The sequence below is a fragment of the Nitrosarchaeum sp. AC2 genome, assembly GCF_013407385.1.
Classification (GTDB): domain Archaea; phylum Thermoproteota; class Nitrososphaeria; order Nitrososphaerales; family Nitrosopumilaceae; genus Nitrosarchaeum; species Nitrosarchaeum koreense.
Map to the genome: position 1 here is coordinate 328,319 of NZ_CP030847.1, position 25,577 is coordinate 353,895.

The window sequence follows — 25,577 nt, forward strand, 5'->3', positions numbered from 1 at the left end:
TTTTTTTAAATCTATACGCTTCTTTTTACTACAAAATCTAAAAGATCTATTAATTCTGTTTTAGCAGTACCTGAATAATTTGAAAGCGATTTTTTTGCCGTTTCTGCATAATGTAATGCCTGCCTTCTTACCTCTTCCTCTATTCCAAGTGATCGAATAACATCTACAGCTTTTTCAAGCTCATTTTTACTTGCTTTTGGATTTCCGAATGCTTTTAGAATCACTTTTCTATCTTCACCTTTTGCTAATTTTATTGCCATGAGAATTGGAAGGGATTTTTTACCTTCTCTAAGATCATTACCGACAGGTTTTTTTGTAATCTTTGAATCTCCCATTACACCAATAAGATCATCTGTAATTTGAAAAGCAATTCCTAAATTCTTACCAAAATTTGATAAATTTGAAATATCTTTTTGATTACCTGTTGCACAAATTGCACCCATCGAACAAGATACATCAAATAATGCAGCGGTTTTTTTACCAATCATTGTGATATACTCGTTTTGTGTAGGGATCCTTTTTTCTTCAGCCATTTTTACGTCTAATAATTGGCCTTCACACACATCTACACATGCCTTTGCCAATCTGGAAACTAATTGAACTATTGCATCGTTGGATAATTTTGCATTTGAAATAATTTGATATGCCTTAGAAAATAATACATCTCCAGCTAGTATTGCAATTGGCATTCCAAATTTTTTATGCACTGTAGGTACTCCATGACGCATTTCATCATTATCCATAATATCATCATGAACTAAAGTAAAGTTATGTATCATTTCTACTGCACTAGCAGCAGGTATTGCAATTACTGTACTACCTCCTAATATTTGACAGCTCTTCATTACCATATGGGGTCTGAGTCTTTTTCCTCCATGGATGATGAGATGTGATGCTGCATCATATAGCATTTTAGGATCTCCTTTTATCTTGGAATTTAGATATCTATTGATAATTTTTGCATTTTTTTCAATCGTGCTTGTTTTTTTCATCTTATTAATCTCCATTTATCATCTGGAAGATGATTTTGTATTGCTTTTTTCAATTCTGTTTGCAAATCTGAATTAATCCAAGATGATAAAACATCTTTATATTTTTCTAACATTTTATTTTCAGACCTGTCTAAAAATATCAATGCAATTAACATCCATGGACAATAAATTTTTGGATTGTTTTTAATTTCAGAAAGAAGTTCAGATGCTGAAATCCATTTTATCTCATCTATCTCTCCTTTTATCATTTTAAATTTAGTTGATTCATCAACAATCCCAATTAGAGTACCACAAATTTCGTTCTCAGAACCTATATTTTTGTAAGGTACATGATATTCAAACTTCATTAAATAGTCCATCTTACAAGAAATGCCGACTTCTTCAGGCATTCTTCGCTCAGCTGATGATGTGTATGTTTCACCTTCTCTTGGATGGCTAGCTACTGTTCCATCCCAATCTTCTGGCCATAACATTTTTTCTTTTGCTCTTCTTGTTAGAACCAATCTTCCATTTTTATCAAATAGTAAGGCTGTAAATGCTCTGTGAAGTTTTCCATTTGGTAAATGGCATTTTACCTTTTCTTCTGAACCTATAGGACTATCGTTTTCATCAACCAAAATTACATATTCCTCAGACATTTTTTTTACCTCTGAACAATGTTCCTTCATACTTGTTGTTTTTAACCGCTTTTACTATTCTCTCTGGTTTGTTACCGTTTACAAAAAAAACATTCATTCCACTTTTTGCAATGTTAGATGCTTCATCTATTTTTCTAGTCATTCCTCCTGTTACATCCATTTTGTTTTCAGAAATTTTAGGATTTTCTCCTTTTAATTCATAAATTAATTTTTTAGTTTTTAGATCTGAGTATAATCCATCTTCGTTTAAAGCAAAAATTACTAATCTTGGTTTTAAAATTTTTGCTAAATGAGTCATTATTTTATCTCCTGATAAAATGTATGTTTTCTTATTTCCATACCAAAGTGCATCTCCATACGTGATCGGTATTAATCCTGATTTTGCAATTTCAGTTATTTCTTTTACTTTTTTTATCACTGGGATATTTCCTGACATAAAATCCGTTGGAGGAAGAGAGTATGGATTTAGCTTATTTTTTACAAATGCATTTAATATTATTTTGTTAAGATCAATCATTGAATTTTTAACTACAGATACTCCATGCATGTCATATCTATTTGGTTTAGTATGCATATCATATTTTACAGACCAATAATGCCCAAATGATCCTCCTCCATGAACAATAATGATTGGCTCATCAATTTTCTTCAAATTTTTTGCAATGTTTTCTACAACTTTCTTTCTAGGACTAAGCGGTTTTTCTTTATTTGTGATAATAGAACCTCCTAGTTTTATGAGAATCATGCAGACATCAAATACCTAGTCCATTAAAAAGTATCCAATCCTTTAAAATCAATTTTTACAGAAAAGCATTCATAATCATTCATCTTTAATTCCGAAATAATTTTTTCTAAATTTGATTCATCGGATAAAGCAATAATACATCCACCTCCGCCTGCACCAGTAATTTTTGCCCCAAACGATGAATTTTCTGCTTTTTCTATCATTTTTCGTAATTTTTCATTAGATATGCCTATTATTTCTAAAAATTCTTGATTGTCCTTCATACATTTACCCAATCCTTGTAAATCATTATTTTTTAACATGATTTTAACACGATTTACTAATTCTAATTCTTTTTGGCACATGATGGAAAATTTTTCTTCATTTTTTTCTTTGAATTGCTTAACATTTGATACAACCACTTCTGTTGAATGCTCAATGTTAGAATTTGCAATAACGAGATGAAAGTTTGGTTCAGATTTAATTTGAGAGAATCCTTTTTCTTTATCATATTCCATCAGTCCACCAAATGTACAAACTGTACAATCTGCTCCAGATGTATTTTGAAAAATTGTTCTTTCTGCCTCTATAGCTAACTCTAAAATTTTTTCTTTACTAGTTTTTTCAAATAATTTGGATATTGCGGCTGCACCTGCTACGCAACATGCAGATGAGGATCCTAATCCTACCCCTGATGGAATTTCTGATTTTACATAAATCTTAATTCCCTCTGATTGATTATATTTTTTAATCATTTTATTTGCTAAATATACAAATGGTTTTAATGGTGAACTTATTTCATTCATTGATTTATTGAGTGAAACTTCTAATTCTCCGATGTTTGACTTAATTATAATTTTGTTTTCAGGAATTTTTTCAGCTGTGACTGTGACTCTTTTATCAATAGCACAAAGAATTGCTTTTATTCCATACACAACAAAATGTTCTCCAAAAAGAATGACCTTTCCAGGTGCAGAAGCTTTAGAAATCAAGTGAAAATGATCGACCCATATCCAACAACAGAACTCTTATCTCCTGAAATATCTCCACTTGTAGCATATTTTAGTAACTCTCCTTTTGTTGCACCGATTTCTTTACATGCAATCATTGTTGATGCGATGGCACCATATCCACATGCACTAATGTCTTTTTTATGTAAAATATCATAAAATCTGTCTACATCTAACTCTAAAATAGGCTCAATTAATGCTGAATCTTGTTCATGTGCAAACTCGTTAGACTCGTAATGTGTAAAATCTGAAGAACCTATGATCATGACTTTGTTTTTCTGAGCTATTTTTGCCACAGCAATACCAACTTTAATTGCAATTTCTTTACTCTGATTTATTAAAGCAATGGGAACTATTTTGAAATTTGTTGCAATCTCTTGTAATATTGGAATTTGCACTTCAAGACTATGTTCTCTTGAATGAGAAAAATTATCTATTTCAATTACATCTGTTAATTTTGAAATCTCTTCTGCAATTTCAGAATCAACTTCGACTTCTCCTAGAGGCGTTTCCCATTTAGTATCTATCATTGTTGCTACACTACTTCCTATTCCCCAATGGTTTGGTCCTATGATGATGAATAGATCCGGTAGGTCTGAAGATATTTCATAAAATGAGTTACATGCTATTGGACCTGAATACCCATATCCTGCATGTGGGCAAATCACTCCAAAAATTTTTTTTTTGATATTTGATGGTGGGATTTTACCTGGACCGAAATTATGTAGAAAACATCCTTTGATTACTTTTTTTAATTCTTTTTTTTCATTTGGATAGAACATTCCGGCTACTGCCGGCGTTCTAATTTGCATTACTCTATTTCCTCTTCCGTTATCTTTGTTTCAAAATCATCGATTTCGTATTTCATTGGTTCATCTTCTTTTAATTCTCCTCTTTCGATGAGAATTTGACGAACCAATAACCAATATACTGTGGCAAGAGCTTTTCTTCCTCTGTTGTTTGCAGGAATAATTACATCAAGTTTTGATGTAATGTTATCTGTATTTGAAATTCCAATTACTGGAATACCGGCATTTGTAGCTTCTGTAATTGCTTGCACATCCACTTGAGGATCGGAAATTAAAACTAATTTTGGTTCAATATAATATGGTAAAGATGGATTTGTAAGAGTTCCAGGCATAAATCTGCCAAGTAATTTTTTAGAACCTAGCATTTCACAAAATTTCTCAATTGGAGTATTGGCATACTGTCTAGCTGAGCATACAATTAGCTTATCTGTTCCTAAACGATTGATAAATTTAGCTGCTATTTTGATTTTTTCTAATGTTATATCGATATCTAACATGTAAAGTCCTTCAGGACTGGCTTTTGTGATAAACGGAGTCATGAATTTCGTCTTTACTGGAGTTCCTACTCTGATTCCAGTAGATAGGATCTTCTTTTTGATATCTGTGGATTCTGCTTGTTCACTCATAGCGATTTTAAATCTCTGCCATACCGCGTATTAAATCATGCTCTGATAGGCGTATAAGCTCATTTAGCTTTGCGACCCTTTCTCCACCTACTATGCCAACTTTGAGCATTTTTGACTTTGTTGCTAATCCTATATGAGCAATATGCGAATCTGTAGATTCTCCAGATCTATGTGATGTGATTAATTTTATATTATTTTGATTAGCTACTTTGGCAAATTCAAATGCATCGTAAAGACTACCTGCCTGATTGACTTTTAGGATTGCAGCATTACATGATTTCATGTTGATTGCCTTTGTTAGAATGTCTTTATTTGTAACCGTTAGATCATCTCCTGTTACTAATGTTTTTGGAAATTTAGCAGTTAATTCTGCCATATCTTCAAAAGCTTCTTCGTGAACTGCATCTTCTGCATAAATTAATTTATATTTTTTAATAATATTTGCTGCAAATTCAATTTGTTCTTCTGAAGAATTCACAAATCCCGCTCTTTCGTAAACATATTTTTCTTTTTCTTCATTCCATTGGGTAGATGATGCAAAGTCTACTCCTAATGCCACTTCTTTACCTAATGTAAATCCCAAATTCTCACAAGCTTTTGCTGAAAGTTCTAATGCTTTTTCATTTTTTAGTTTTGGAGCCCATCCTCCTTCATCCCCTCGTCCATTAGTAAAACTTGGATCTTCTTTTTCCAAAATACGACGTAATTCCTTATGAACTGCCAAATTAGTTTCAATTGCATCTCTAATTGTTTTTGTTCCTATGGCACAAATCAAAATTTCTTGTATATCTGGAGTTCCTGGTCCTGCATGCGCCCCTCCTCCTAAAATATTTCCTAAAGGAAACGGAAATTTGAAAGATGACTCTGATGATAATGTTTGAAACAAAGAGGTGTCATTTGCTTTTGATGCTGATTCCATTGAAGCAATACTTACTGCAAATGCAAGAGCACCCCCAATTTTTGCATAATTTGAAGATTGATCTATACTTCTTAGTGTATCATGTATGGTCTTCAAATCTGATGATTCTAAACCAATAAATTTTTGAGCATTCTCATTTAACATTCTAAGGCTTTCTTCAGGTTTTTCATTTGGGAAACTTACTGCTTCATACTTTCCAACACTTGCTCCCGAAGGTGCACAAACTCTGCCTAGAAATTTATTTTCTGATATGATATCAACTTCGATAGTTTTACCTCCGCGACTATTGTAAATAATACGTCCGTTAATGGATGTTATTTTTGACAAACTATTCTAATTCTGATTGGACTTCTTGGTGTCTTCTTTGTATTGCTTCATAAAATGGAATAACCTGTTGAATAGTTTCCACTGTAGTCAAAAGCATTCTTCTACAACAATATCTGTTAATTCCCAAAGAATCTAGTCCTTTAGCTGGATCTTCTCCAGATCTTACTTTATTTTGATAATCTTCATACTTATCAGCAATTAAATTTCCACAGGTAAAACATCTAACAGGAATTAACATACGTACAAAAAAGTAATCAAGGATTATAAAAACCATACAAGGATTTTTTATTGCGGGTGTCGCCCAGCCTGGCCAAAGGCGCTAGCTTGAGGGGTTAGTCTCTTAGGAGTTCGTGGGTTCAAATCCCATCACCCGCATATTATTTGATTTAATGTGGATTCTATTTTTGAAGTTTGTTTAATGCTGCAATCAGATCTGAACGTCTTTTCTCTTCAGTAATTGCACCTCTTACATCATCAATTAAAATACGATCTACATCTATTTTTCTTCTAGCTTCTTTTACCACTTTATCATACATTGAAAATGGATACAAATTCAAATACAGATTTTCCATCACTTCAAAAATTCTTGTTGCATCATCAATATCTCCAATCCTAATTTTATCGAAAATCATTCTTTTTAATTCTCCTATACAATCCAATAATCCTAAAACATATGATTCTGGCATTACTCCTAATTCTTTTTCTGAAGGGATTTCCTTTTTTTCAATTATGGCGATTAATGATGCAGCCTCGACAAATTCTTGTTCAGGTGTAATCATATATTTTTGAAGATCAGGTGTAGTTTTTTTCTTATATTTTTTTAACAAAATATCTGCTTGTTTAAGATAGTTTTTTGCTATTTTAATATCCCCTTTATGGGACGATATGATTGATTTGCTAGAAATAATTATTACTTCTCTTGTATTTTTTAATAAAAATTCTCTGGCATCCTGAATTTCTGCTAAATATTTTGCAATTTTATTTAAAGATGGCTTTACTTTCTTTAATGTCATGTTGGTGTATGGCAAAAGCCTAGAATAAATCATTTGCCAAAGCTCTTATTTTGGAATATTTCTTTTCTATATTATGGAGATAACTGTAGATCAAATGTATCAAATAGAAAATAATGGCCATGCTATGGGTTTTTTAAAAAAATTTATGATGGAAAATGCGGGAGCTGCAGCTGTACGACGATTAGTTGAAAAATTTGGAGATGTCACATCAAAAAATATTTTGATTTTTGTGGGTATGGGTAATAATGGCGGTGATGGTCTGGTTATGGCAAGACATCTTTCCGGATATGGATCTATAGTGACAGTACAACTTTTAGGATCTCCTGATAAAATAAAAACTGAAGAAAGTTCTTGGAATTGGTCTATTTTAAAGAAAATGCCTTCTGTAAAATTACTTAGCGGTGATAATTTACATTTTGATTTTATTCCAGATGTAATTATTGATGCAATATTAGGTACTGGAATATCTGGTGAAATTAGGGAGCCATATGTATCTGCAATTAATTACATTAACAATTCTAGTTGCTTCAAGTTTGCAGTAGATGTTCCATCTGGATTGGATCCACAAACAGGAGAAACAGCAAATATTTTTGTAAAATCTGATATGACAGTAACATTTCATAAAATGAAACAGGGTATACCAAAAAGAAAAGATTTGACTGGTGAATTATATGCAGAAAAGATAGGAATTCCTCCCGAGGCTGAAGAGGGAGTATTATGAAAGTACATCAAATTCAAGTTGGGAACATGCAGAATTTTACTTATGTCGTAGAGGATGAAGAGACCGATGAGGCTATAGTGATTGACCCTTCTTGGGATCTTGAACAAATTGAACAAATCATCCAACGAAATAATTTAAAAATAAAATATGTCATAAACACTCACCATCATTTTGATCATACATTAGGAAATGAAGGTATGGTGAAATTAACCAATGCACAAATAATTCAGCATGAAAAATCAGAATTAAAACATGATATTACTGTAAAAGATGGTGATGTAATTGAATTTGGGAATTCAAAGTTGACTGTTTTACACACTCCTGGTCATTCAAAAGATAGTATATGTTTAATTGGAGATGGAAAAATTTTTTCTGGCGATACTCTTTTTGTAGGAAATTGTGGACGAATAGATCTACCTGGAGGAAGTACCAAAGAATTGTATCACAGTCTTTTTGATGTTCTTTATTTATTAAATGACGATCTAATCCTTTACTGTGGACATAATTATGGAAATTCTTTAACATCTACTATTGGAAAAGAAAAGTTGACTAATTTTGTCATGCAAAAACGAACTGAACAAGAGTTTCTTGACATGATGGGACAATGAGCTATTTAGATGATTTTGAATTTTTTGGTAATGTAAACAAAGCCCAAGATTTTATTGATGGTGTTAAATCTGGAAATTTTTTATTCTCACTTGCAATATCTTATACTGAGACTTGTGAAATTCCCGGCATAACATTTGCTGGTGCTGATAAAGATTCAATAAAATTTACTCCTCCGGCAGACGCAGAATATCTTTACTATGGTTATTGTAAAACTATAGATAAAATTCCAATGACTCCTGACGGTAAACCTACACCTGGTTTACTTACAAAGACAGCATTGGAATCATGCAGCATTCCACATATAGTAATTAATGCTGGAAGTAAGATTTCTCCCCAACTACCTTTTATCCAAACCGATTTGTTACATGGACAAAATATTTCTGTTGAATCTGCAATGAATGATTCTCAAGTATCTCTGGCAGTAGATTATGGTAGAATGGTGGGAAGAACTCTAGCTTCAATGACTGATTGTTTGATTATAGGCGAAAGTATTCCGGGTGGTACAACCACTGCACTTGCTGTATTGCGTGGATTAGGATTCAAAGCTAATGTAAGTTCTAGCATCCCAAATAATCCTGTAGAACTAAAAAATCAAATTGTAAATACTGCATTAGAAAGAATAACTTCAAACAATCCCTATCATATAATATCTGAAGTTGGTGATCCTATGATTGCTTTTGTAACTGGTATGTTAAGCTCAGCATCTGAAGTGACCAAAGTAATATTGGCGGGTGGTACACAAATGACTGCCGTATTGGCATTTGCCTCAAAAATTGGTTTCAATGAACAAAACACTGCTATTGGAACTACTTCCTATATCACTGATGATAAGAGTGCAAATTTTAAATCACTTGTTTCAGAAATTGCCGATATTCCAGCAATAGCTGTAAACCCTGGACTTGTAAATTCAAAGTTTTCTGGACTGAAAGCATTCTCACAAGGATATGCAAAAGAAGGAGTTGGTGCAGGCGGTAGTATGATCGCATCCATGATCAAAACTGGAAGCAATGCATCTAATTTTTTACCATTAGCCGAAAAAGAGTACCATAGACTTTTTACTTCACTGTAACTGATTTAGCCAAATTCCTTGGATAATCTGGATCTGTATCTTTTTCAATTGCAGCATAATATGATAACAATTGTATTGGAATTGTTTCTGAAATCGGATAGGCCAATTCATTAGTCTTTGGAATTTCTATCCAATAATCATAAACATCGCTTTTTTCATCTGATATGCCGATTATCTTTGCACCACGTGCTTTAATTTCTCTAGCACTCGTTAATGTGTCAGAATATGTAGAATCATTTGGATTAATTATTATTACAAAAACATTGGAATCCATAAGTGCCAGAGGCCCGTGTTTTAATTCCCCTCCAGCAATTCCTTCTGCATGAATGTATGTGAGTTCTTTTAACTTCAAAGCTGATTCTATAGCTATTGGATAATGAACTCCTCTACCTAAAACGTAAATATCTGAGATTTCTTTAATTTCCTTAGCAATGTTTCTTACTTGAGCATGATTTTCAAGAATCTTTGAAATTGCATTTGAAATTTCTTTATAATCTATAACAAAACTTCCATTACAAATCACTTCTACTAATTTGTATATTACAATAATTTGTGATGTAAAACTTTTTGTTGCAGCAACTCCTATCTCTGGACCACAATTCATGCCAATAATGAAGTCTGATTCTCTTGCCAAAGATGATGTAAGCGAATTTACTATGGATATGATCTTGCATTTCTCTTTTTTAGCAATATTCACAGCTTCTAACACATCTGCACTTTCACCACTTTGAGAAATTGCAATTAATGTTGACTCTGGTTCAATTATCTGAGATGAAAATTGTAATTCACTTGAAATTATGGTGTCTACCTTAATTTTTGCATATTTTGCTAAGATTTGTTTTGCTATTAGCGCTGCATTATAACTAGTTCCGCTTCCTGTTATGTAGATATTATTTGAATTTTTAATATGATTTCCTGCATTTTTTATGGCATTTTTAGTATTCTCTCCTGATTTGAATATGATATCAGGTTGTTCTGAAATTTCTTTAATGTAAAATGTGCATAATCCCCTTTGTATGCATCTGCAAATTCTTTTGATACTTTAGTAATCTGTTGTTTTACAATATTTCCATTAAAATCAAAAATTTCCAATTTATCTTTTTCAATTAAAACAAAATTTCCATTTTCAATGTATATTGCATTATCTGTTTGTTCAATGAATCCTAAAACATCACTTGATAGAAAATAGCTGTTTTTTCCGATTCCTACAATTAACGGTTCATGGAATCTTGCAGCAGCCATTTGACCATTCTCAAACATTGCAACAAATGCATAATTCCCTTTCAACTCTGATACTGTTTTGATTATCGCATCTTTGACATTCTTGATCTTCTCATAATTTTTTTGAAGAAGATTCGCTATTACTTCGCTATCTGTTTCGCTTTTGAAAATATAACCCTCTTTTTCTAATTGTTTTTTTAATTCTTCAAAATTCTCTATAATTCCATTGTGTACTATTGCTAATTTTCCAGAATTGCTAGGATGTGGATGTGCATTGACATCTGTAACTTTTCCATGAGTTGCCCATCTAGTATGGCCTATTCCAATTTTTCCAGGTAATGAATCAAGTTGAATCTTGGAATTTACCTCCTCTACTTTTCCAGTTCCTTTTTTTAATTCAATTTGACTATTTGATTCAGTTGCAACCCCTACACTATCATATCCACGATATTCCATTCTCCTTAATCCTTTGACTATTATGGGTGCCGCTACTTCATTTCCATAATATCCGATAATTGAACACATCGTTAATCTATTTTATAATGTGAGGGGTTATTTACTGTTAGACTTGTTTTTTATTATTATTTGGTTGAAGAACTTTCTACGGCCTCTTCAGATTCTTTACCTGCATCTATATCTGAATTAACTTGGGTTGTTTCTGGTTTTTTAGTACTTTCTAACATACTTGGAATGTTAGATTCAGGTGAAAAGTGAATATTCTTTTCCTCTTCAAGTGTTACAATATATGATGGGATGTCTACCTTTCTATCCCCAATCATTATGTGTCCATGAATTACTGCTTGCCTTGCTTGATAAGGTGTTTTAAATCCAAATTTTCTTGTTACAATCGTTTGTAGTCTACGCGAAAGTAAATCGTTAACTTGGAGATTCAACACATCATCTAATGTTGATTCATTACTTACCAGTCCAATTCTTGATAATGATTTCATCAAAATTGGTTCTTTTTCTAATCTAATTTCTTGTCTTAACGCAAGTAGTGATCTTGCTTGATGTCTAACTCGAGATAACTCTGTATGAGCTTTCCATAATTCTCTTTTTGATCTTAAACCAAAAGTTCCAAGAGTTTTTAATTCATCCATTTTTAATTCGTAATTTAGTGGTCTTTTTGGTTTTCGCCACATACGTCTTGGATATTTAGGATCTCCCATTCAATTCACCTATTTCTTTTTCTCCACAGGTGCTGCTTTCTTTTCTTCAGCTGGTTTAGCTGCTGCAGGTTTTGCTGTTGCTGTTGCACCAGCTGTAGGTGCTGCTGCTGCAGGTGCTGCTGCGGCTGCTGCTGCAGGTGCTGCTTTACCAGCTTTTGCAACTCCAACAGCTCCTCCTTTTCTGCCTGTAGTTCTAGTACATTGTCCTCTAACTTTTAATCCATACATGTGACGATAACCTCTCCAACTGTTTGTGATCCTTTCTCTTTCGATATCATTTCTTAATGTAAAAGGAATATCCGATGTTAACAGATGCATATTTGCTCCAGTTTCGATATCCTTTCTTCTGTTAAGAAACCATGCTGGAAAATTTCCTGCTATAGGATTAGTAATTAATTTTTCAATTGATTCAACATTGGCTTCAGATAGAAAACCGATGTTTGTATTAGTGTTAATTTTTAAAGTATCTAAAATTGCAGTAGCAAAATTATATCCAATTCCTTTAATTTGGGTTAATCCGACAATAGCCTTTTTAGCTCCTGGAATGTCGTTCCCTACAATCCTAACAATGTGTCTATATTCTTGAGTACTCAAGTATTCAAAAATTCTTAGTTACCCCGATAAAAACCATGCTAGGCGTCAATTCAAAGCATTTCAATTATGAATTGATAATGATTATTCCTAATTTGTATCTCTTAAGGTCTATTTTAGTCACGATCTAATATGCACATAATACTTTCAGATTTATCTAAAGTCTGAATCTTCTGTCCAGTTTCTACCGTGTACATTCCATTGACTACATTTACAACACTTTTTCACTCCTCTTTGAGCATCAATGTCAATACAGAAACAATGTTCTCCTTTTCCAGAAGGGTCTTTGAGGCATAACTTTTGCATTATTTGCAATTATTTTTTTTATTAATTATCTTATTGGTATTCTAATGACTATAATTTTGAATTGGATAAGTTATAAATTCACATAAACATTTAGGAATAAAATGGATGATACATTTGATCGCGAAAAAGTAGTTGACTGCATGTTTGATCCTATAACCTCATCCATTTTAGCTGAACTAGAAGATGGTGAAAAGGACTGTTCTTTCTTAGCAGAAAAATCATCTATTTCTGAAGATGATGTTTTGGAAAGACTTTCTTACTTAATTGAAAAAGGATTTATTTTTAAAAATTCAATTAATGGAAAATCTGTCTTTTCTGCAAATACTGAAAAATTAACTCAAATCGTAGAAAATAGTGATACCTTTAATGCAACAATTGAAGGCTTAGAAAAAATGGATAGCTATCTTAACTAAAAGATTTCTTACGATTTTTTATTGCATAAATTGGAACAATAATCATTCCAATTAATCCAATTATGAGAACATATAGAGAAATAAATCCTAATGATTTCTTACCTGCGTCAGGTTCTGGTCCTATGACTCCAAAGATCTTAATTTCTTTATCATTTGTATTTTCGATAACTAATTTGTATGTGCCAGATGTAGTAATTTTGAACTGCCCTTCAAAGTCTTCTTCATTGATTGATTGTGATTCTATTGCAACATCAAACGGATCTAGTATTTTTGCTTTAATTCCTTTAGAATCCATTATTTGAATTGCATATATTCCATTCTGTGTCTCATTATCTAACTCAGCTGGAATTGTCAAACTTTCTCCGACCTTAATTTGTCCTTCTCCCTTGATCAAATCCTCAAAAATTACTTGATTTCCATAAAATGACAAAATTATTCCTGTGCATACTATGCCTCCTACAATCACAAAAAGAATACCGGTTCTTTGCATGTTCTGTTTGTGATATTCTTTAGTTTAAACCTAATTTTTTTAACTTGAATTCCTTCTATAACCAAAAGTTAGATTGGGCTAAAAAATTTAGCCTAGGCTAACTTTTAAATAAACAAATCATGTATGATGATTGTACTTGAAATTTAATCGTTCGAACATTATGATCCTAGTAATTTTTGTAATTTTTGGAATTTCAATAATAATGATTTTTCCAGCAATATCTGAGGCTCAATCCGAGCAGAAAACATTTGTTACTCATTCTGGTGCAGTTGTAAAGACATCTGGTGAAGTACTTGATCCGCTTTACACTGTATCATCTGTAGAATTTGATCCAGATGAATATTTAAGAAATTTTGAGTATGGAAGATTATCGGTATCTGAAACTGGACAAACAATCCGCGATTATACAATAATCGCAGAAGATGATAAGATTCAAGAAATTTCTCCTGGAATATTTTACAATGTTTGGACTTTTAATGGAACTGTTCCTGGTCCTACAATAAGAGCTACTGAAGGTGACCTTGTTAGAGTTCATTTCATAAATAATGGTTCAAAAGAACATACTATACATTTTCATGGAATTCATCCAGCTGGAATGGACGGTGTTTTTGAACCTGTAGGTGGTAATGGCGGCCAATTTATTTATGAATTTGAAGCTGGTCCTGTTGGTGTTCATCCTTATCATTGTCATGTGATGCCACTTGAAGAACACATAGTTCATGGTCTTTATGGTGTCTTCATTGTTGATCCTAAGGAAAAACGTTCACCCGCTGACGAAATGGTGATGGTCTTAAATGGGTTGGATACTGATTTTGACACTGAAAATAATTTTTATGCCGTAAATACCATCCCATTTTATTATCAACATCATCCAATCCAGATTAACACCAACGAATTGATTCGAGTCTATGTTGTTAATATGGTGGAATTTGATCCAATAAACAATTTACATCTTCATGGTAATTTGTATAAGTATTATCCAACAGGAACTGATCTTGTTCCATCATTTTACACTGACATGATAACATTATCACAAACCGAACGTGGCATTATGGAATTTGAATACGAATATCCTGGAAAATATCTGTTTCATGCCCATAAAGTAGAGTTCTCTGAAAAAGGATGGGTTGGAATATTTCTTGTAAAGGATAATCCTGACAAGAATTCTCAGAAGGTAGAATATGGAACTTAGTGATAATTCATCTAAAGTCAAGATTATTGCTAGTGGCTTAATTCCATTTGCATTTGTAATCATTATGATGGCCTATATTTTCGGACCTGGTGCTGATTTGTTAGATTTAGGAATACCATTACCTGAAATAACTATTGAAAAAGTAGATTTTCATGATTCTGAAATTCGAGCAACCGTAAGAAACACTGGACCAATTCCAGTTGAGATAGCAATGGCAGATGTCAATGATAGAATTCAACCTGCCGCAGTAGAACCAGATAGGTTTCTTGAACGATTCGAATCAACTCTGGTTAGAATTCCATTTGAATGGAATGAGGCTGAACCATACATCATTGGAATTACTATAGGTGATGGAACACGATTTGAAAAAGAGATAGAAGCAGCAGCTCCTGCACTAGAGCCAACTATAGATCTTGCAATATTTTTTGCAATAATTGGAACTTATGTTGGAATAATACCTATAATGATAGGATTACTTTGGCTTCCTTTCATTAAGAAAATTAGCAAACAAAAATTTCATTTCTTTTTGGCATTAACTGCAGGATTGTTATTTTTCTTGGCAATTGATTCAATTGAAGAAGCAGTAGACGTATCAAATGAAAGTCTAGCTGGAAGCTTCAATGGAATTTTGCTTATTGCAACAGTAATTGTATTATCTTTTCTAGGATTATTTTATTCAGGAAACAAACTTGTTTCAAGAGCCAACTCTTCCAAGCTTACAAAACCTGTTGCAATTGCATTAATGATATCAATTGGAATTGGACTACACAATTTTGGAGAAGGATTAGCAATTGGTGCATCTGTTGGTTTAGGTTCTGTTGCATTTAGTACATTTCTGATTGTAGGCTTTGCTTTACACAATACTACTGAAGGTATTGCAATTGCAGCGCCAATGTCTAGAGGAAAATTAATGATTAGAAAACTAGCCGCCATGGGAATGATTGCAGGCGCTCCAGCTATTTTTGGTGCATGGCTTGGTGGTTTTGTATATTCTCCATTTACATCAATAATCTTTCTTTCAATAGGTGCAGGCGCAATATTTCAAGTAATTATTGTGATTTTGAAATGGATTAGAGATGAGGGAGATAGTACTCTTTCTAGTGCTTCTGTAGCCTCTGGATTTGCCATAGGCATGTTAGTTATGTACCTGACAAGCATCTTAATCTAATCTGGTTCTGGATGTATTGTAATTACAGCATTTTTAATCTGAGTTCTTATGACATGTTCTATTTCAGATGTCATATCGTGAACTTTTTCAATAGATAATTCTTTGTCAAATGAACAATCGATATCAATTTTAAGAATATTTTCAAAATTTAAAGAAACTATTCGTCCTATTTTTTTAATTACAGTATATTGTTCTAAAATTTCTCTTATCTTTTCTTCTGTAATCTTATCTTCTATATTCAAATTTTTTGGAACTGTTAGAAATGGTTCAAGATGAATAGTTACATGTTCAATTTCAGGAATGTTTTCTTGAATTTTTTGTTCAATTTTCTCTGATATTTTATGAGCCGAATCAAGGTTGATTTCATTATCTACCATGACATGTAAATTTGAGTAAGTCTTTCCTTTAGTCTTATGAGATATAATATTGTGAACTTCTTTAACCCCCTCTATACTTTTTGCGATGTCGTTAATTTTTGCATTTAGAGGCACGTTTTTCCAATTTGGCTCAAAATGAATAGTGATTGACGCGTTAGATAATTTCTTTTTAATGTTTTTTTCAACTGTACTGCTGATTTCATGTGCTCTATCAAAACTTGTATCGCCTCTTAGAGATATTGTGACATCTGTAAATATTACATCTCCAGATTTTCTCATTAAAATTACTCCAACTTCTATCACTCCTTCAGTATTCAAGACAATTTCTTTTACTTTTTTTACAAGTTCTGGTGATATGATATCTGTTAAATCTAATGCAGTTCTATGAATTAATTTCAAACTAAGTATTACCAAAACAACTCCAAGAATTAATGCGGCAATAAAGTCTCCATTATAGAATCCATATACTACTAACACAATTCCAGCTATTGCAATTACTGTTGAACCAAGATCCATAAATGCATGATAGAAATCGGCTTTGAGAGTAACCCCTCCAATTTTTTTAATTGATCTTCGAAGAAGAACTATTCTAAAAATATCAATTCCGATTGTGTATAATCCACCAATAATTGCAAACATGCCAGGTAATGTATTATGTACTGGATTCTGCAATCTGTGAATTGATTCATAAATGAAAAATATTGCTATAAGAAAAATAGCAATTCCACCAATAAGTCCACCAAGCGATTCAATTTTTCCATGACCATAGGTATGTTCTTCATCAGGAGGTTTTATTGCGTATCTAGCAGCTAAAAGTAGTATTACAGTCACAACACTATCTAGTAGGGCATGAATACTATCTGTAATCAGACCAAGACTATTCGAAATTAAACCAAAAACTAATTCAACTATAAATGCTGAAAAAATGGCTACTAATGAAATCTGTAAAACCTTTGTTTTTTGTTCCAACATTTCTACCTCTTGGTAACCCTCTCATGTATTACAAGTATTCTAAATGCAATTCATACGACAAGATTATTTGTGATAAACGTTGTTTTTCTTTATGATGAGTCACAAATATGTAATTTTACTTGGCATTTTTTCATCCATACTGTTAACCCCAATTATTAGTGTAGAAGCAGCCAGCAATCCTAATCTGTTTGTTTCAGCAGAGAACTCTCAATTTAACAACCGATTTTCTGGCTCTATGGTGGTTGAAGTTGTAATCCGCGACACAAATCTTCATGATACAGACCAAGGAAAAGGCGAACCCGACGTCACACTTAATGGTAAATCCTTACGAATGATTCAAGCAACTGATGGCAATTGGTATGCATATTTTGCAAATGTTGATAAAGCAAAAATAGCTGATTCTACCCAATCTACAACTTCTGGTAAAGGCTTAGACTTTGGTGTTTTTTGTAGTAGGGATACTGCATCATCTGTTTTTGGAATCTCTCTTTCTGAAACTGATGGTTTTGCAGTCCCAGGAAACAATGGTCTATCTGGTTTTACAAATGGCGTTTCATCATTTAATCAGTGTACTGGAACACTAACAAGCTCTACTAATCTTAACAATGTTGTAAGAAATCCACAGTCAATTAACACCAACCCCAATATTCCAACTGGTCAAATTGGATTGGATTCTGATGCATGGCCTTTAATTCAACTCTTCTCTTTTAATGATGTCCAAATTCAATACAATGCTGGTGGAAACCCACAAAGTGTTTCTCTTGAATACGACGAAAGTTCAAACATCTCTCTAACACTTGATAGATCAATATATCCTCAGAATTCACAAGTTTTTCTAACTGTAAATGATTTTCAATTAAATCAAGATCCAACAGATGAAGATTCATGGACATTTAATGTTAATTCCCCACTTGCTATTTTTTACCAAGCATTTGATACTTCGGGTTCAAATTCTGCAAATGGTACTTCTGGATTAGTGAATTTGAACACTAATCTCTCAAATTTGGGTTTTAAAAATAATGGACAACTTTCAATTAATTTGGGAAATATAATGGAATTAACATCAAATGATAAGCAACCTAGTACTTTTGTTGATGATGATGTACCAGGAAACCCATTTTCCAAAATTATTACTTTGGTAGAAAATGGTCCAAATTCTGGAATCTTTGATAGTGTTGATAATGGTGATGAATCTGTTGTTAGAGTTCTTGCTGACGCCCCAAGAGGTCAAAGTGGGCAAATAGACTATAATCAAAAATCTACTTCTGTTCTTACAGGTTCTTCAACATCTTCAATTTCGATAAAATCTACCTTGACTGTTGGAGAAGGTGCTAAATCACTTACACCAGGCAAAAAATTTCCTGTAACTTTAATAGATTCTGATCAAAATATCAACTCTGCAAGTAGAGATCATTTAGATATCTTTAGAGATTCATCTTTAGTTCCTACCTTAAAGATTGGAAATCCAACCACTCTTGGCAATGCAAATGATGTGCAGTTTCATTCTTCTGCCACCGCATTAAATGCCGGTGATACATCTAATTCGTCAATTCCTGACAAAAACTCTGCAAGATTGTTCATTGATACGTCAAATGTGGCAATTCCAACTTTTAAACAACTATCATTGAATCTTGGTGTTTCTGCATCAATCTTACAATCGCTTTTCATAGATTCATCTATTTCAAATAACGATGGTACTAACTGGATAAATTATGATCTTAGATCTTTTGAAAATGATTTTGGAATCACAGATTTTACAGATACGTCAATCACTCTATCTTTTGGAACTTTGGGTTCTTTACCAATAACTATAGTTGATTCTGGTGATCTGTCTTCATCCCATGGGCTTGTTCAATTAGATGATGCCGATATTCAACAACTATCTACTAGGAGTGGAATTGTATATCTTGTAATAAATTTTGATTCAAGTAATAACACTCCCACAGTTGGAAGTATTTCTGCAGAAAAAAATAAACAACCGATAGTTTTTGATTTCTTTTCGTTTGGGTTATCCAATAACAATGATATCAATAATGCCATTTACAGATTTGAATTAGAAGAGACAAGTGATAACTCTTCAAAATTTGTTGGTACTCTTGAATATGCTGTAGCTAATCAACTCAACATTTTAGATCCTAATTTCATTAAAACACTAAGAACAATAGATGATGAAATAAAATTTATTGTGACTAATAGATTGATTGATGAACAAGGAATTGCCATATCTTATTCTGATTTAGATAAAGTTGGAGTAATTACAACGACTTCTACTAAATCTGATATTTCTACCAATTCGGGTACTATCTCTTCTGGTTCAAGTACATACCGATTTGGTCAACCTGTGACAATTACCCTCAGGGACTCTGATCTTAATTTGAAAAGTGATAATGTTGATATTTATCTAGTAAATAATGATCCAAATTCTCCAAATGTAGATACAGTTGGTACTTCAGGAAATATTTTGTTAGAAATTTTACTAAAAGATATTCGTTACAAACGATGTGTTGTTAATGGAGTTGAGTATGGAGGACTTGCTTCTACTGGTTTTACATTAGTTGAGACTGGACCTAGTACTGGTGTATTTGAAGGAACATTCAAGATGCCATCTCAAATTTGTGATAAATCTGGAACAAAACTAATTTCAACAGCAGGAGGAAGTCTTGATGCAAAATATTATGACTCTAGAGATGCTTCTGGTAATTCAAACATATTTCGTTTGTTAAATGCAAAATCAACAACACAATTTTCAGCCTCACCTCAATTAAGTACTGATAAAATTACAATTCCGTCTTCTGGTTCTTCTGAAGAAATAATCTTGTCTGGTAGTATTGGTAATCATAAAAGAGGAATTCCATTAAATATCTCATTAATCCGTCCAGATGGTATAGTCCAAAACTTTGCTGCAGTAATATCTGATAGTGGAAGCTATCGTGCTGCATTTTCAATCAATCAAGATTCTTTATCAGGTGTTTATAAAATTCAGTTATTACATAATGGTGTTAACGTTGGATTAGTTTCGTTTACTGCTTCACACGATATGCCTGCTTGGATTAAAAACAATGTGAAACAATGGTCTTCTAATTCTGAAATTATTGATGGATTAAAACAAATGATTAAAGAAAAAATAATCAATTCTCCAAAAGAATATCAAAATTCTGAAAGAGTGGTTCCTGATTGGATTAAAAATAATGCCAAATGGTGGTATAATGGACAAATTTCCGATGACGACTTTATAAAATCACTTCAATACTTGGTCAATAAAGGTATAATTCGAGTATAATCAGGTCAATTTTTCTTTCATTGAATACATAAATACCCTCATGCCTGATTCAAAATGAAAATGAAGCTCGTGGGTTTCCTAGTATTATTGTCAATTTCTCTACTTTCTTATGGGTTTATTGGAAATGCATCTGCTCAAAGTATAGAATGTGAGGATAATCAAATAGAAATAGATGGTGTTTGTCAGGATATTAATTGTGGCCCTAATCAAATATGGCAAAATAATGAATGCCAAGATGTTGTAACAGGCCCAAAAAATAATCTTAACTTAAAGACTGATCTTAACATTTACGGACAAGGTGGAATCGTAGTCATCAGCGGTCTGATTAACAATATTGAAAATCTTGGTTCTGGTGATGTCTCCATTATTGTTAGAGCACCAGATAACAATATCGTTACAATTGCCCAAGTTCATCCTAATGCAGATGGTTCTTTTCAAACAACTGTAAAAGCTGATGGTCCACAATTCAAAGCACCAGGCGACTACAAAGTCTTTGCAAATTTTTCTGGATTAAAATCTGAAATTAAATTCAAATTTACTGGAGGAGATGGTGGTATCATCTCAGGTGGTGATAACAACCCAATTACATGTCCAACAGGTCAAAAATTAGTTAATGGAAAATGTGTTGTTGAAGAAATTACATGTCCAACAGGTCAAAAATTAGTTAATGGAAAATGTGTTGATGACGTACCAGAACCAATGCAATGCCCTCCTGGTGAAGAATTGATGAATGGAAAATGTATTGTTCCAGAACCAGTAGAAGAAGAACCACCAGTATGTGGTAAAGGAACTGAATTGGTAAACGGTGTATGTCAAGTGATTAAAGTCGATGATGATAAAAAACCAGGCGGTGCATGTTTGATTGCTACTGCAGCATATGGAACTGAATTAGCTCCACAAGTACAATTCCTAAGAGAGATTAGAGATAACACTGTAATGAGCACTTCCTCTGGAATGGCATTTATGAGTGGTTTTAACCAAATCTATTATTCATTCTCACCAACAATTGCTGATCTAGAAAGAGAGCATCCATTGTTCCAAGAAGCAGTAAGAGCATTTATCACTCCAATGATATCTACTCTCTCAATTATGACACTAGCTGAAGATGGCTCTGATGCGCAAGTGTTAGGATTGGGACTCTCTGTTATTGCTTTGAACTTGGGAATGTACATTGCAGCACCAACAGTGATTGGTTTCAAAGTTCACAAACATTTGAAATCTAGAAAATAACCTGAAATTTTTTGATAACTTTTATCTTTAATTCAAAGAAACGATAAAACGTTCTCAATGTTTTTTATATGGGAAATCTGACCCATGCTGAGATAGGGAAAGAAGATTGAACAATTATACAATTTTATTCGGTTTTATGCTGCTTATCCTTTTATCACCAAACAGCATTTTTGCACAATCCTCAGACACTGACGGTGACGGTATTCCAGATTCTTCAGACTCTTGTCCTACTGATCCTGAAACTATTAACGGATTTGAAGATTCAGACGGTTGTCCAGATGTGGTTCCTCCAACTGACACTGACGGTGACGGTATTCCAGATTCTTCAGACTCTTGTCCTACACAAGATGAGACAGTTAACGGATTTGAAGATTCAGACGGTTGTCCAGATGTGGTTCCTCCAACTGACACTGACGGTGACGGTATTCCAGATTCTTCAGACTCTTGTCCTACACAAGATGAGACAGTTAACGGATTTGAAGATTCAGACGGTTGTCCAGATGTGGTTCCTCCAACTGACACTGACGGTGACGGTATTCCAGATTCTTCAGACTCTTGTCCTACACAAGATGAGACAGTTAACGGATTTGAAGATTCAGACGGTTGTCCAGATGTGGTTCCTCCAACTGACACTGACGGTGACGGTATTCCAGATTCTTCAGACTCTTGTCCTACACAAGATGAGACAGTTAACGGATTTGAAGATTCAGACGGTTGTCCAGATGTGGTTCCTCCAAAAGATACTGATAATGATGGAATTGATGATAAGATAGATCAATGTCCTACCCAAGCTGAAACATTTAACGGGATTGAAGATTCAGACGGTTGTCCCGATGTAACAGCGCCAAAAGATACTGATAATGATGGAATTGATAATAAGATAGATCAATGTCCTACCCAAGCTGAAACATTTAACGGGATTGAAGATTCAGACGGTTGTCCAGATGTAACCACACTTCAAGACTCTGATAAAGATGGAATTGTAAATTCTGCAGATCTTTGTCCACGTTCTCCTGAAACATTTAACGGATTTGAAGATTCAGACGGTTGTCCAGATAATTCACCTGTAATTGACACTGACGGTGATTTGATCATTGATACACTTGATCAATGTCCTACCCAAGCTGAAACCGTTAACGGATTTCAAGATTCAGACGGTTGCCCAGATGTAGCCCAACCAACTGACACTGACGGTGACGGTATTCCAGATTCTATTGATTCTTGCCCAACTCAAGCTGAAACCGTTAACGGATTTCAAGATTCAGACGGTTGCCCTGACATCATTCCAACAACTGATTCCACTCCAATTTCTGAATCTGAAGATGATAGCTCTCTATTGCAATGGACTGCTGTAATTGCTTCTGTTATTACTGCTGTAGGTGCAATTGGAGCTGCAAAATTAAGAAAATCATCTTAATTCCAAGTTTGTAATTAAACCAAACATTTAATGCCAAAAATTATTTTTATGATAATAATTGGTTTGCACGCCAACAATCCAGAAGGAATCATTCAAAAATGGTTCTTTCTGGAATTTTAACGAGGTTTGAATTTTTGTTATCTGAAGGATTAGTTAATTTGTCTTTATACACTATTGAAATTGGACAAATAGCATTTGTTACTGCTGTAATAGTACTATCTGTAGCTGTATGTGTTAAAATTATTAAAAATAAAAAACAAAAAAATCATAATAAATTCTAAAAATCAAAACATTTTTCTATAATTTTCTTAACTATTACTCTAAGTTATTATATTCAAACAAACTCTAAATGTTTATGCATATAGAGTATGAAGAATTTGATTCAATTGAGGATATCTTCTTGTATATGGCAGCTGCTGCACCACCAATGAAAAATACCATGCCTATTAATTCGTATAAGGGATTTATCATGGCATTCATTCCACTTAGTCCTTCAAGTGGCGATTCATATCTTATGATTTATGCTAAAGGTACTCTTGAAACAGGCATTTATGAATTTGATATTAATTCAAAATCTTTCAAAAAAGTAAATGCAATTGAAAGAGCTGATAAAAATTACTTTATTTCTTTAACCCCAAAAAGAAATACTATCGCAGATGAAGCAATTAAAAATCTATAATTTTTTTGTTTGAATTTTTGGAGCCGTCACAGATCTACTTCTGGCATATTTATCAATAATTTCATCTGGAGTTCTTCCATTGAATAGATCTTTACATAATCCTCTTAGATATCTCATTATTGCCCATGTACCTGCTTTTAGAATTCCATACATGAATACTTTCATTGGTGGACCATATGTCTTATTTCTAAGAATAATTGGAATAATATCATTAATTACACGAAGATTGTTTTCCCAACATTTCCAAAATAATGTAAACTGAGCCTCATTCAAATTTCCAAAATGCATAGAATTCTTTTCACTAAAGTCTTGATAAAGCAATGGAGCAACCAATCCTCTGAAATTCATTTCTCTAAAGTCACTCATCATATCAATAGTATATTGTACATCATCTGGTGTTTCGTCTGGCCATCCTATGATGATTGTAGCAGCTGGGAACCAATGATTGTCATTCAAAATTTTTGCTCCTTCTCTTACCACACTACCCCATTCTTCAGGAGCAAATGGTCTTGTTTTCACACCTAGATGTTTTTTTACCATGTTTGGTGCGACTGTCTCAATTCCCAAATTTGTTGCAAGCCACCTACCAGTTTCATCTTGTTTGTTAATCTTTGAAATTTGTCGCATTAGCTCTGGATCGGCAGCAACTGCTGAGAAAGTCATATGTGTAGTTCCTATAAAATTGGCTCCTAATCCTTTAAGTCCTTTCCAAAGTTCTGTTATGGCATCTCTATTTGGAATAAAGTCTCTATTATCACACCCATAAAGTAACATCTCATCAGAATGGAGCCATACTGAGTCAAATCCGTAATCTAAATTGATCTTTGCTTCATATTGTAGTCTTTCTAATGGTAAATCTTTCTTTGATCTTTTATTTACGTCGCAAAAATCACACCCTCTGCCGCATCCTCTCATTGCTTCAATGAGTGAGTTTATTGTTGGTCCTTCAATAACTGGAATATTTTGTATATTTTTTACAAAACAATGCATTAATTCTGGAGCATCACCTTTTTCTAAATCATGAAATAAATCCAAAGCTAATTCATCAGCTTCCCCTACGACTACAGTATCTATTCCATGAATTTGCATTCTATCTGATTTTGCAAGTTCCCATGCACCATTTCCGCCAACTACTACATGAAAATCGTATTTCTTTTTTAATTGAATAATATTTGCACACATTTTTTTGAATTTCATAGCAACATAAGATAATTTTTCAGGTGACATTGTTGTTGTAACTGGTGCCATTCCCAAAGGATCCATCACATTGATTCCAACTACCTTAGTATCTGGTCCAATTGATTTTTCTAACATCTCTGGATTTGCAATAAAAACTTCATCGCGTTTGTATCCTTGAAGTAATGCACTTTCAACTCTTCTTAATCCAACTTGAGCAACTTTTGATTCTCCTGTGATTGGATCTGTTTCAACTGGAGGACAGAAAACTTTGTCAAACACCCATTCTGGAAGAACTTCATATGGTCCACAGGCAATAAATCCATAAAGAAAATTTCCTCTATAGTTTGTCATTAAGCTGCGATCAGCAGTTAGAACAATTCGTTTTCCAGCCAATATTAACAAGATTCGTTCTAGTATGGTATATATGATTTACGAG

26 protein-coding genes, 1 tRNA gene and 1 pseudogene are annotated in these 25,577 nt (G+C 33.2%); 12 read left to right on the forward strand and 16 right to left on the reverse strand.

Going from position 1 to position 25,577, the window contains the following annotated elements; all coding sequences use genetic code 11:
• Nucleotides 1-11 precede the first annotated feature (11 nt).
• Genes DSQ20_RS01860 through DSQ20_RS01895 form a run of 8 tightly spaced genes read right to left on the reverse strand, consistent with a single transcriptional unit; the run spans nucleotide 12 to nucleotide 6,283 of the window.
• Complete coding sequence (locus DSQ20_RS01860) at nucleotides 12-992, reverse strand: polyprenyl synthetase family protein (RefSeq protein WP_179365827.1); 981 nt, start codon at nucleotides 990-992, stop codon at nucleotides 12-14.
• The gene (idi, locus tag DSQ20_RS01865; RefSeq protein ID WP_179365828.1) at nucleotides 989-1,630 is read right to left on the reverse strand and encodes an isopentenyl-diphosphate Delta-isomerase; all 642 of its coding nucleotides are present in this window, start codon (nucleotides 1,628-1,630) and stop codon (nucleotides 989-991) included. Before idi ends, DSQ20_RS01860 begins: the two co-directional genes overlap by 4 nt.
• Entirely contained in the window at nucleotides 1,623-2,375 is a 753-nt protein-coding gene (locus tag DSQ20_RS01870; protein WP_179365829.1) for an isopentenyl phosphate kinase, read from the reverse strand. Before DSQ20_RS01870 ends, idi begins: the two co-directional genes overlap by 8 nt.
• Nucleotides 2,376-2,398: 23 nt before the next feature.
• On the reverse strand, nucleotides 2,399-3,346 hold the full coding sequence (mvk, locus tag DSQ20_RS01875) for a mevalonate kinase (RefSeq protein WP_179365830.1): 948 nt from the start codon (nucleotides 3,344-3,346) through the stop codon (nucleotides 2,399-2,401).
• Nucleotides 3,343-4,176 (reverse strand): MEMO1 family protein, encoded by an 834-nt coding sequence (locus tag DSQ20_RS01880; RefSeq protein WP_179365831.1) that lies wholly within the window; start codon nucleotides 4,174-4,176, stop codon nucleotides 3,343-3,345. The genes mvk and DSQ20_RS01880 overlap by 4 nt, the downstream gene beginning before the upstream one ends.
• Nucleotides 4,176-4,799: a 30S ribosomal protein S2 gene (gene rpsB, locus DSQ20_RS01885; protein WP_179365832.1), complete on the reverse strand. Its 624-nt coding sequence runs from the start codon at nucleotides 4,797-4,799 to the stop codon at nucleotides 4,176-4,178. Before rpsB ends, DSQ20_RS01880 begins: the two co-directional genes overlap by 1 nt.
• A gap of 7 nt (nucleotides 4,800-4,806) precedes the next feature.
• On the reverse strand, nucleotides 4,807-6,045 hold the full coding sequence (locus DSQ20_RS01890) for an enolase (RefSeq protein WP_179365833.1): 1,239 nt from the start codon (nucleotides 6,043-6,045) through the stop codon (nucleotides 4,807-4,809).
• Nucleotide 6,046: 1 nt separating this feature from the next.
• Complete coding sequence (locus DSQ20_RS01895; RefSeq protein WP_007549691.1) at nucleotides 6,047-6,283, reverse strand: DNA-directed RNA polymerase subunit N; 237 nt, start codon at nucleotides 6,281-6,283, stop codon at nucleotides 6,047-6,049.
• Between the two features lie 52 nt (nucleotides 6,284-6,335).
• Here DSQ20_RS01895 and DSQ20_RS01900 point away from each other — a divergent pair.
• A tRNA-Leu gene (locus DSQ20_RS01900) sits at nucleotides 6,336-6,420 on the forward strand.
• 23 nt (nucleotides 6,421-6,443) lie between these two features.
• Here the strand turns inward: DSQ20_RS01900 and DSQ20_RS01905 are convergent.
• Nucleotides 6,444-7,058, reverse strand: coding sequence for an RNA-binding protein (locus DSQ20_RS01905; RefSeq protein ID WP_179365834.1), 615 nt, complete (start codon nucleotides 7,056-7,058; stop codon nucleotides 6,444-6,446).
• A gap of 73 nt (nucleotides 7,059-7,131) precedes the next feature.
• Here DSQ20_RS01905 and DSQ20_RS01910 point away from each other — a divergent pair, with 73 nt between their 5' ends.
• The 3 genes from DSQ20_RS01910 to cobT are packed head-to-tail and all read left to right on the forward strand — an operon-like array spanning nucleotide 7,132 to nucleotide 9,457.
• Nucleotides 7,132-7,779, forward strand: coding sequence for an NAD(P)H-hydrate epimerase (locus DSQ20_RS01910; protein ID WP_179365835.1), 648 nt, complete (start codon nucleotides 7,132-7,134; stop codon nucleotides 7,777-7,779).
• A complete protein-coding gene (locus DSQ20_RS01915) occupies nucleotides 7,776-8,387 on the forward strand; it encodes a hydroxyacylglutathione hydrolase family protein (protein ID WP_179365836.1) in 612 nt (203 codons plus the stop codon). Before DSQ20_RS01910 ends, DSQ20_RS01915 begins: the two co-directional genes overlap by 4 nt.
• On the forward strand, nucleotides 8,384-9,457 hold the full coding sequence (gene cobT, locus DSQ20_RS01920; RefSeq protein ID WP_179365837.1) for a nicotinate mononucleotide-dependent phosphoribosyltransferase CobT: 1,074 nt from the start codon (nucleotides 8,384-8,386) through the stop codon (nucleotides 9,455-9,457). The genes DSQ20_RS01915 and cobT overlap by 4 nt, the downstream gene beginning before the upstream one ends.
• Here the strand turns inward: cobT and glmS are convergent.
• From glmS to DSQ20_RS01940, 4 genes and pseudogenes are all read right to left on the reverse strand, one after another.
• Nucleotides 9,444-11,203: pseudogene (gene glmS / locus DSQ20_RS10985) on the reverse strand (glutamine--fructose-6-phosphate transaminase (isomerizing)). The gene cobT and the pseudogene glmS sit on opposite strands and share 14 nt — an antisense overlap.
• Nucleotides 11,204-11,259: 56 nt before the next feature.
• Entirely contained in the window at nucleotides 11,260-11,847 is a 588-nt protein-coding gene (locus DSQ20_RS01930; protein ID WP_179365838.1) for a 30S ribosomal protein S4, read from the reverse strand.
• Between the two features lie 9 nt (nucleotides 11,848-11,856).
• Nucleotides 11,857-12,441, reverse strand: coding sequence for a 30S ribosomal protein S13 (locus DSQ20_RS01935; protein ID WP_179365839.1), 585 nt, complete (start codon nucleotides 12,439-12,441; stop codon nucleotides 11,857-11,859).
• A gap of 150 nt (nucleotides 12,442-12,591) precedes the next feature.
• Nucleotides 12,592-12,744, reverse strand: a complete 153-nt coding sequence (locus DSQ20_RS01940) for a hypothetical protein (protein WP_179365840.1) — start codon at nucleotides 12,742-12,744, stop codon at nucleotides 12,592-12,594.
• 101 nt (nucleotides 12,745-12,845) lie between these two features.
• On the opposite strand from DSQ20_RS01940, the gene DSQ20_RS01945 reads away from it, so the two are divergent.
• Nucleotides 12,846-13,157, forward strand: a complete 312-nt coding sequence (locus tag DSQ20_RS01945; protein ID WP_179365841.1) for a hypothetical protein — start codon at nucleotides 12,846-12,848, stop codon at nucleotides 13,155-13,157.
• Here the strand turns inward: DSQ20_RS01945 and DSQ20_RS01950 are convergent.
• On the reverse strand, nucleotides 13,150-13,647 hold the full coding sequence (locus DSQ20_RS01950) for a hypothetical protein (RefSeq protein WP_179365842.1): 498 nt from the start codon (nucleotides 13,645-13,647) through the stop codon (nucleotides 13,150-13,152). The two genes, DSQ20_RS01945 and DSQ20_RS01950, sit on opposite strands and share 8 nt — an antisense overlap.
• A gap of 160 nt (nucleotides 13,648-13,807) precedes the next feature.
• Between DSQ20_RS01950 and DSQ20_RS01955 the strand changes: the two genes are divergently transcribed.
• Together DSQ20_RS01955 and DSQ20_RS01960 are read left to right on the forward strand one after the other, a co-directional pair.
• A complete protein-coding gene (locus DSQ20_RS01955) occupies nucleotides 13,808-14,839 on the forward strand; it encodes a multicopper oxidase domain-containing protein (RefSeq protein ID WP_179366289.1) in 1,032 nt (343 codons plus the stop codon).
• The gene (locus DSQ20_RS01960; RefSeq protein ID WP_179365843.1) at nucleotides 14,829-16,007 is read left to right on the forward strand and encodes a ZIP family metal transporter; all 1,179 of its coding nucleotides are present in this window, start codon (nucleotides 14,829-14,831) and stop codon (nucleotides 16,005-16,007) included. The genes DSQ20_RS01955 and DSQ20_RS01960 overlap by 11 nt, the downstream gene beginning before the upstream one ends.
• On the opposite strand, the gene DSQ20_RS01965 is transcribed toward DSQ20_RS01960, so the two are convergent.
• On the reverse strand, nucleotides 16,004-17,356 hold the full coding sequence (locus DSQ20_RS01965; protein WP_179365844.1) for a cation diffusion facilitator family transporter: 1,353 nt from the start codon (nucleotides 17,354-17,356) through the stop codon (nucleotides 16,004-16,006). The two genes, DSQ20_RS01960 and DSQ20_RS01965, sit on opposite strands and share 4 nt — an antisense overlap.
• 94 nt (nucleotides 17,357-17,450) lie before the next feature.
• On the opposite strand from DSQ20_RS01965, the gene DSQ20_RS01970 reads away from it, so the two are divergent.
• The 5 genes from DSQ20_RS01970 (at nucleotide 17,451) to DSQ20_RS01990 (ending at nucleotide 23,962) form a co-directional block, all read left to right on the forward strand.
• Entirely contained in the window at nucleotides 17,451-20,636 is a 3,186-nt protein-coding gene (locus tag DSQ20_RS01970; protein ID WP_179365845.1) for a peptidase, read from the forward strand.
• 69 nt (nucleotides 20,637-20,705) lie between these two features.
• Nucleotides 20,706-21,866, forward strand: a complete 1,161-nt coding sequence (locus tag DSQ20_RS01975) for an EB domain-containing protein (protein ID WP_179366290.1) — start codon at nucleotides 20,706-20,708, stop codon at nucleotides 21,864-21,866.
• Between the two features lie 136 nt (nucleotides 21,867-22,002).
• Complete coding sequence (locus DSQ20_RS01980) at nucleotides 22,003-23,283, forward strand: thrombospondin type 3 repeat-containing protein (RefSeq protein ID WP_179365846.1); 1,281 nt, start codon at nucleotides 22,003-22,005, stop codon at nucleotides 23,281-23,283.
• 98 nt (nucleotides 23,284-23,381) lie between these two features.
• Nucleotides 23,382-23,564: a hypothetical protein gene (locus tag DSQ20_RS01985; RefSeq protein ID WP_179365847.1), complete on the forward strand. Its 183-nt coding sequence runs from the start codon at nucleotides 23,382-23,384 to the stop codon at nucleotides 23,562-23,564.
• Nucleotides 23,565-23,638: 74 nt separating this feature from the next.
• Nucleotides 23,639-23,962 (forward strand): hypothetical protein, encoded by a 324-nt coding sequence (locus tag DSQ20_RS01990; protein WP_179365848.1) that lies wholly within the window; start codon nucleotides 23,639-23,641, stop codon nucleotides 23,960-23,962.
• Here the strand turns inward: DSQ20_RS01990 and DSQ20_RS01995 are convergent.
• Nucleotides 23,957-25,534 (reverse strand): radical SAM protein, encoded by a 1,578-nt coding sequence (locus tag DSQ20_RS01995; protein ID WP_202795692.1) that lies wholly within the window; start codon nucleotides 25,532-25,534, stop codon nucleotides 23,957-23,959. The genes DSQ20_RS01990 and DSQ20_RS01995 overlap by 6 nt on opposite strands.
• Nucleotides 25,535-25,577: the final 43 nt, after the last annotated feature.

Coding starts and splice junctions, on each gene's coding strand:
- DSQ20_RS01860 (WP_179365827.1), bottom strand. CDS start 992: ATGAAAAAAACAAGCACGATTGAAAAAAATGCAAAAATTATCAATAGA.
- idi (WP_179365828.1), bottom strand. CDS start 1,630: ATGTCTGAGGAATATGTAATTTTGGTTGATGAAAACGATAGTCCTATA.
- DSQ20_RS01870 (WP_179365829.1), bottom strand. CDS start 2,375: ATGATTCTCATAAAACTAGGAGGTTCTATTATCACAAATAAAGAAAAA.
- DSQ20_RS01880 (WP_179365831.1), bottom strand. CDS start 4,176: ATGCAAATTAGAACGCCGGCAGTAGCCGGAATGTTCTATCCAAATGAA.
- rpsB (WP_179365832.1), bottom strand. CDS start 4,799: ATGAGTGAACAAGCAGAATCCACAGATATCAAAAAGAAGATCCTATCT.
- DSQ20_RS01895 (WP_007549691.1), bottom strand. CDS start 6,283: ATGTTAATTCCTGTTAGATGTTTTACCTGTGGAAATTTAATTGCTGAT.
- DSQ20_RS01905 (WP_179365834.1), bottom strand. CDS start 7,058: ATGACATTAAAGAAAGTAAAGCCATCTTTAAATAAAATTGCAAAATAT.
- DSQ20_RS01910 (WP_179365835.1), top strand. CDS start 7,132: ATGGAGATAACTGTAGATCAAATGTATCAAATAGAAAATAATGGCCAT.
- DSQ20_RS01915 (WP_179365836.1), top strand. CDS start 7,776: ATGAAAGTACATCAAATTCAAGTTGGGAACATGCAGAATTTTACTTAT.
- cobT (WP_179365837.1), top strand. CDS start 8,384: ATGAGCTATTTAGATGATTTTGAATTTTTTGGTAATGTAAACAAAGCC.
- DSQ20_RS01930 (WP_179365838.1), bottom strand. CDS start 11,847: ATGGGAGATCCTAAATATCCAAGACGTATGTGGCGAAAACCAAAAAGA.
- DSQ20_RS01940 (WP_179365840.1), bottom strand. CDS start 12,744: ATGCAAAAGTTATGCCTCAAAGACCCTTCTGGAAAAGGAGAACATTGT.
- DSQ20_RS01945 (WP_179365841.1), top strand. CDS start 12,846: ATGGATGATACATTTGATCGCGAAAAAGTAGTTGACTGCATGTTTGAT.
- DSQ20_RS01950 (WP_179365842.1), bottom strand. CDS start 13,647: ATGCAAAGAACCGGTATTCTTTTTGTGATTGTAGGAGGCATAGTATGC.
- DSQ20_RS01955 (WP_179366289.1), top strand. CDS start 13,808: ATGATCCTAGTAATTTTTGTAATTTTTGGAATTTCAATAATAATGATT.
- DSQ20_RS01960 (WP_179365843.1), top strand. CDS start 14,829: ATGGAACTTAGTGATAATTCATCTAAAGTCAAGATTATTGCTAGTGGC.
- DSQ20_RS01965 (WP_179365844.1), bottom strand. CDS start 17,356: ATGTTGGAACAAAAAACAAAGGTTTTACAGATTTCATTAGTAGCCATT.
- DSQ20_RS01970 (WP_179365845.1), top strand. CDS start 17,451: ATGAGTCACAAATATGTAATTTTACTTGGCATTTTTTCATCCATACTG.
- DSQ20_RS01980 (WP_179365846.1), top strand. CDS start 22,003: ATGCTGCTTATCCTTTTATCACCAAACAGCATTTTTGCACAATCCTCA.
- DSQ20_RS01985 (WP_179365847.1), top strand. CDS start 23,382: ATGGTTCTTTCTGGAATTTTAACGAGGTTTGAATTTTTGTTATCTGAA.
- DSQ20_RS01990 (WP_179365848.1), top strand. CDS start 23,639: ATGCATATAGAGTATGAAGAATTTGATTCAATTGAGGATATCTTCTTG.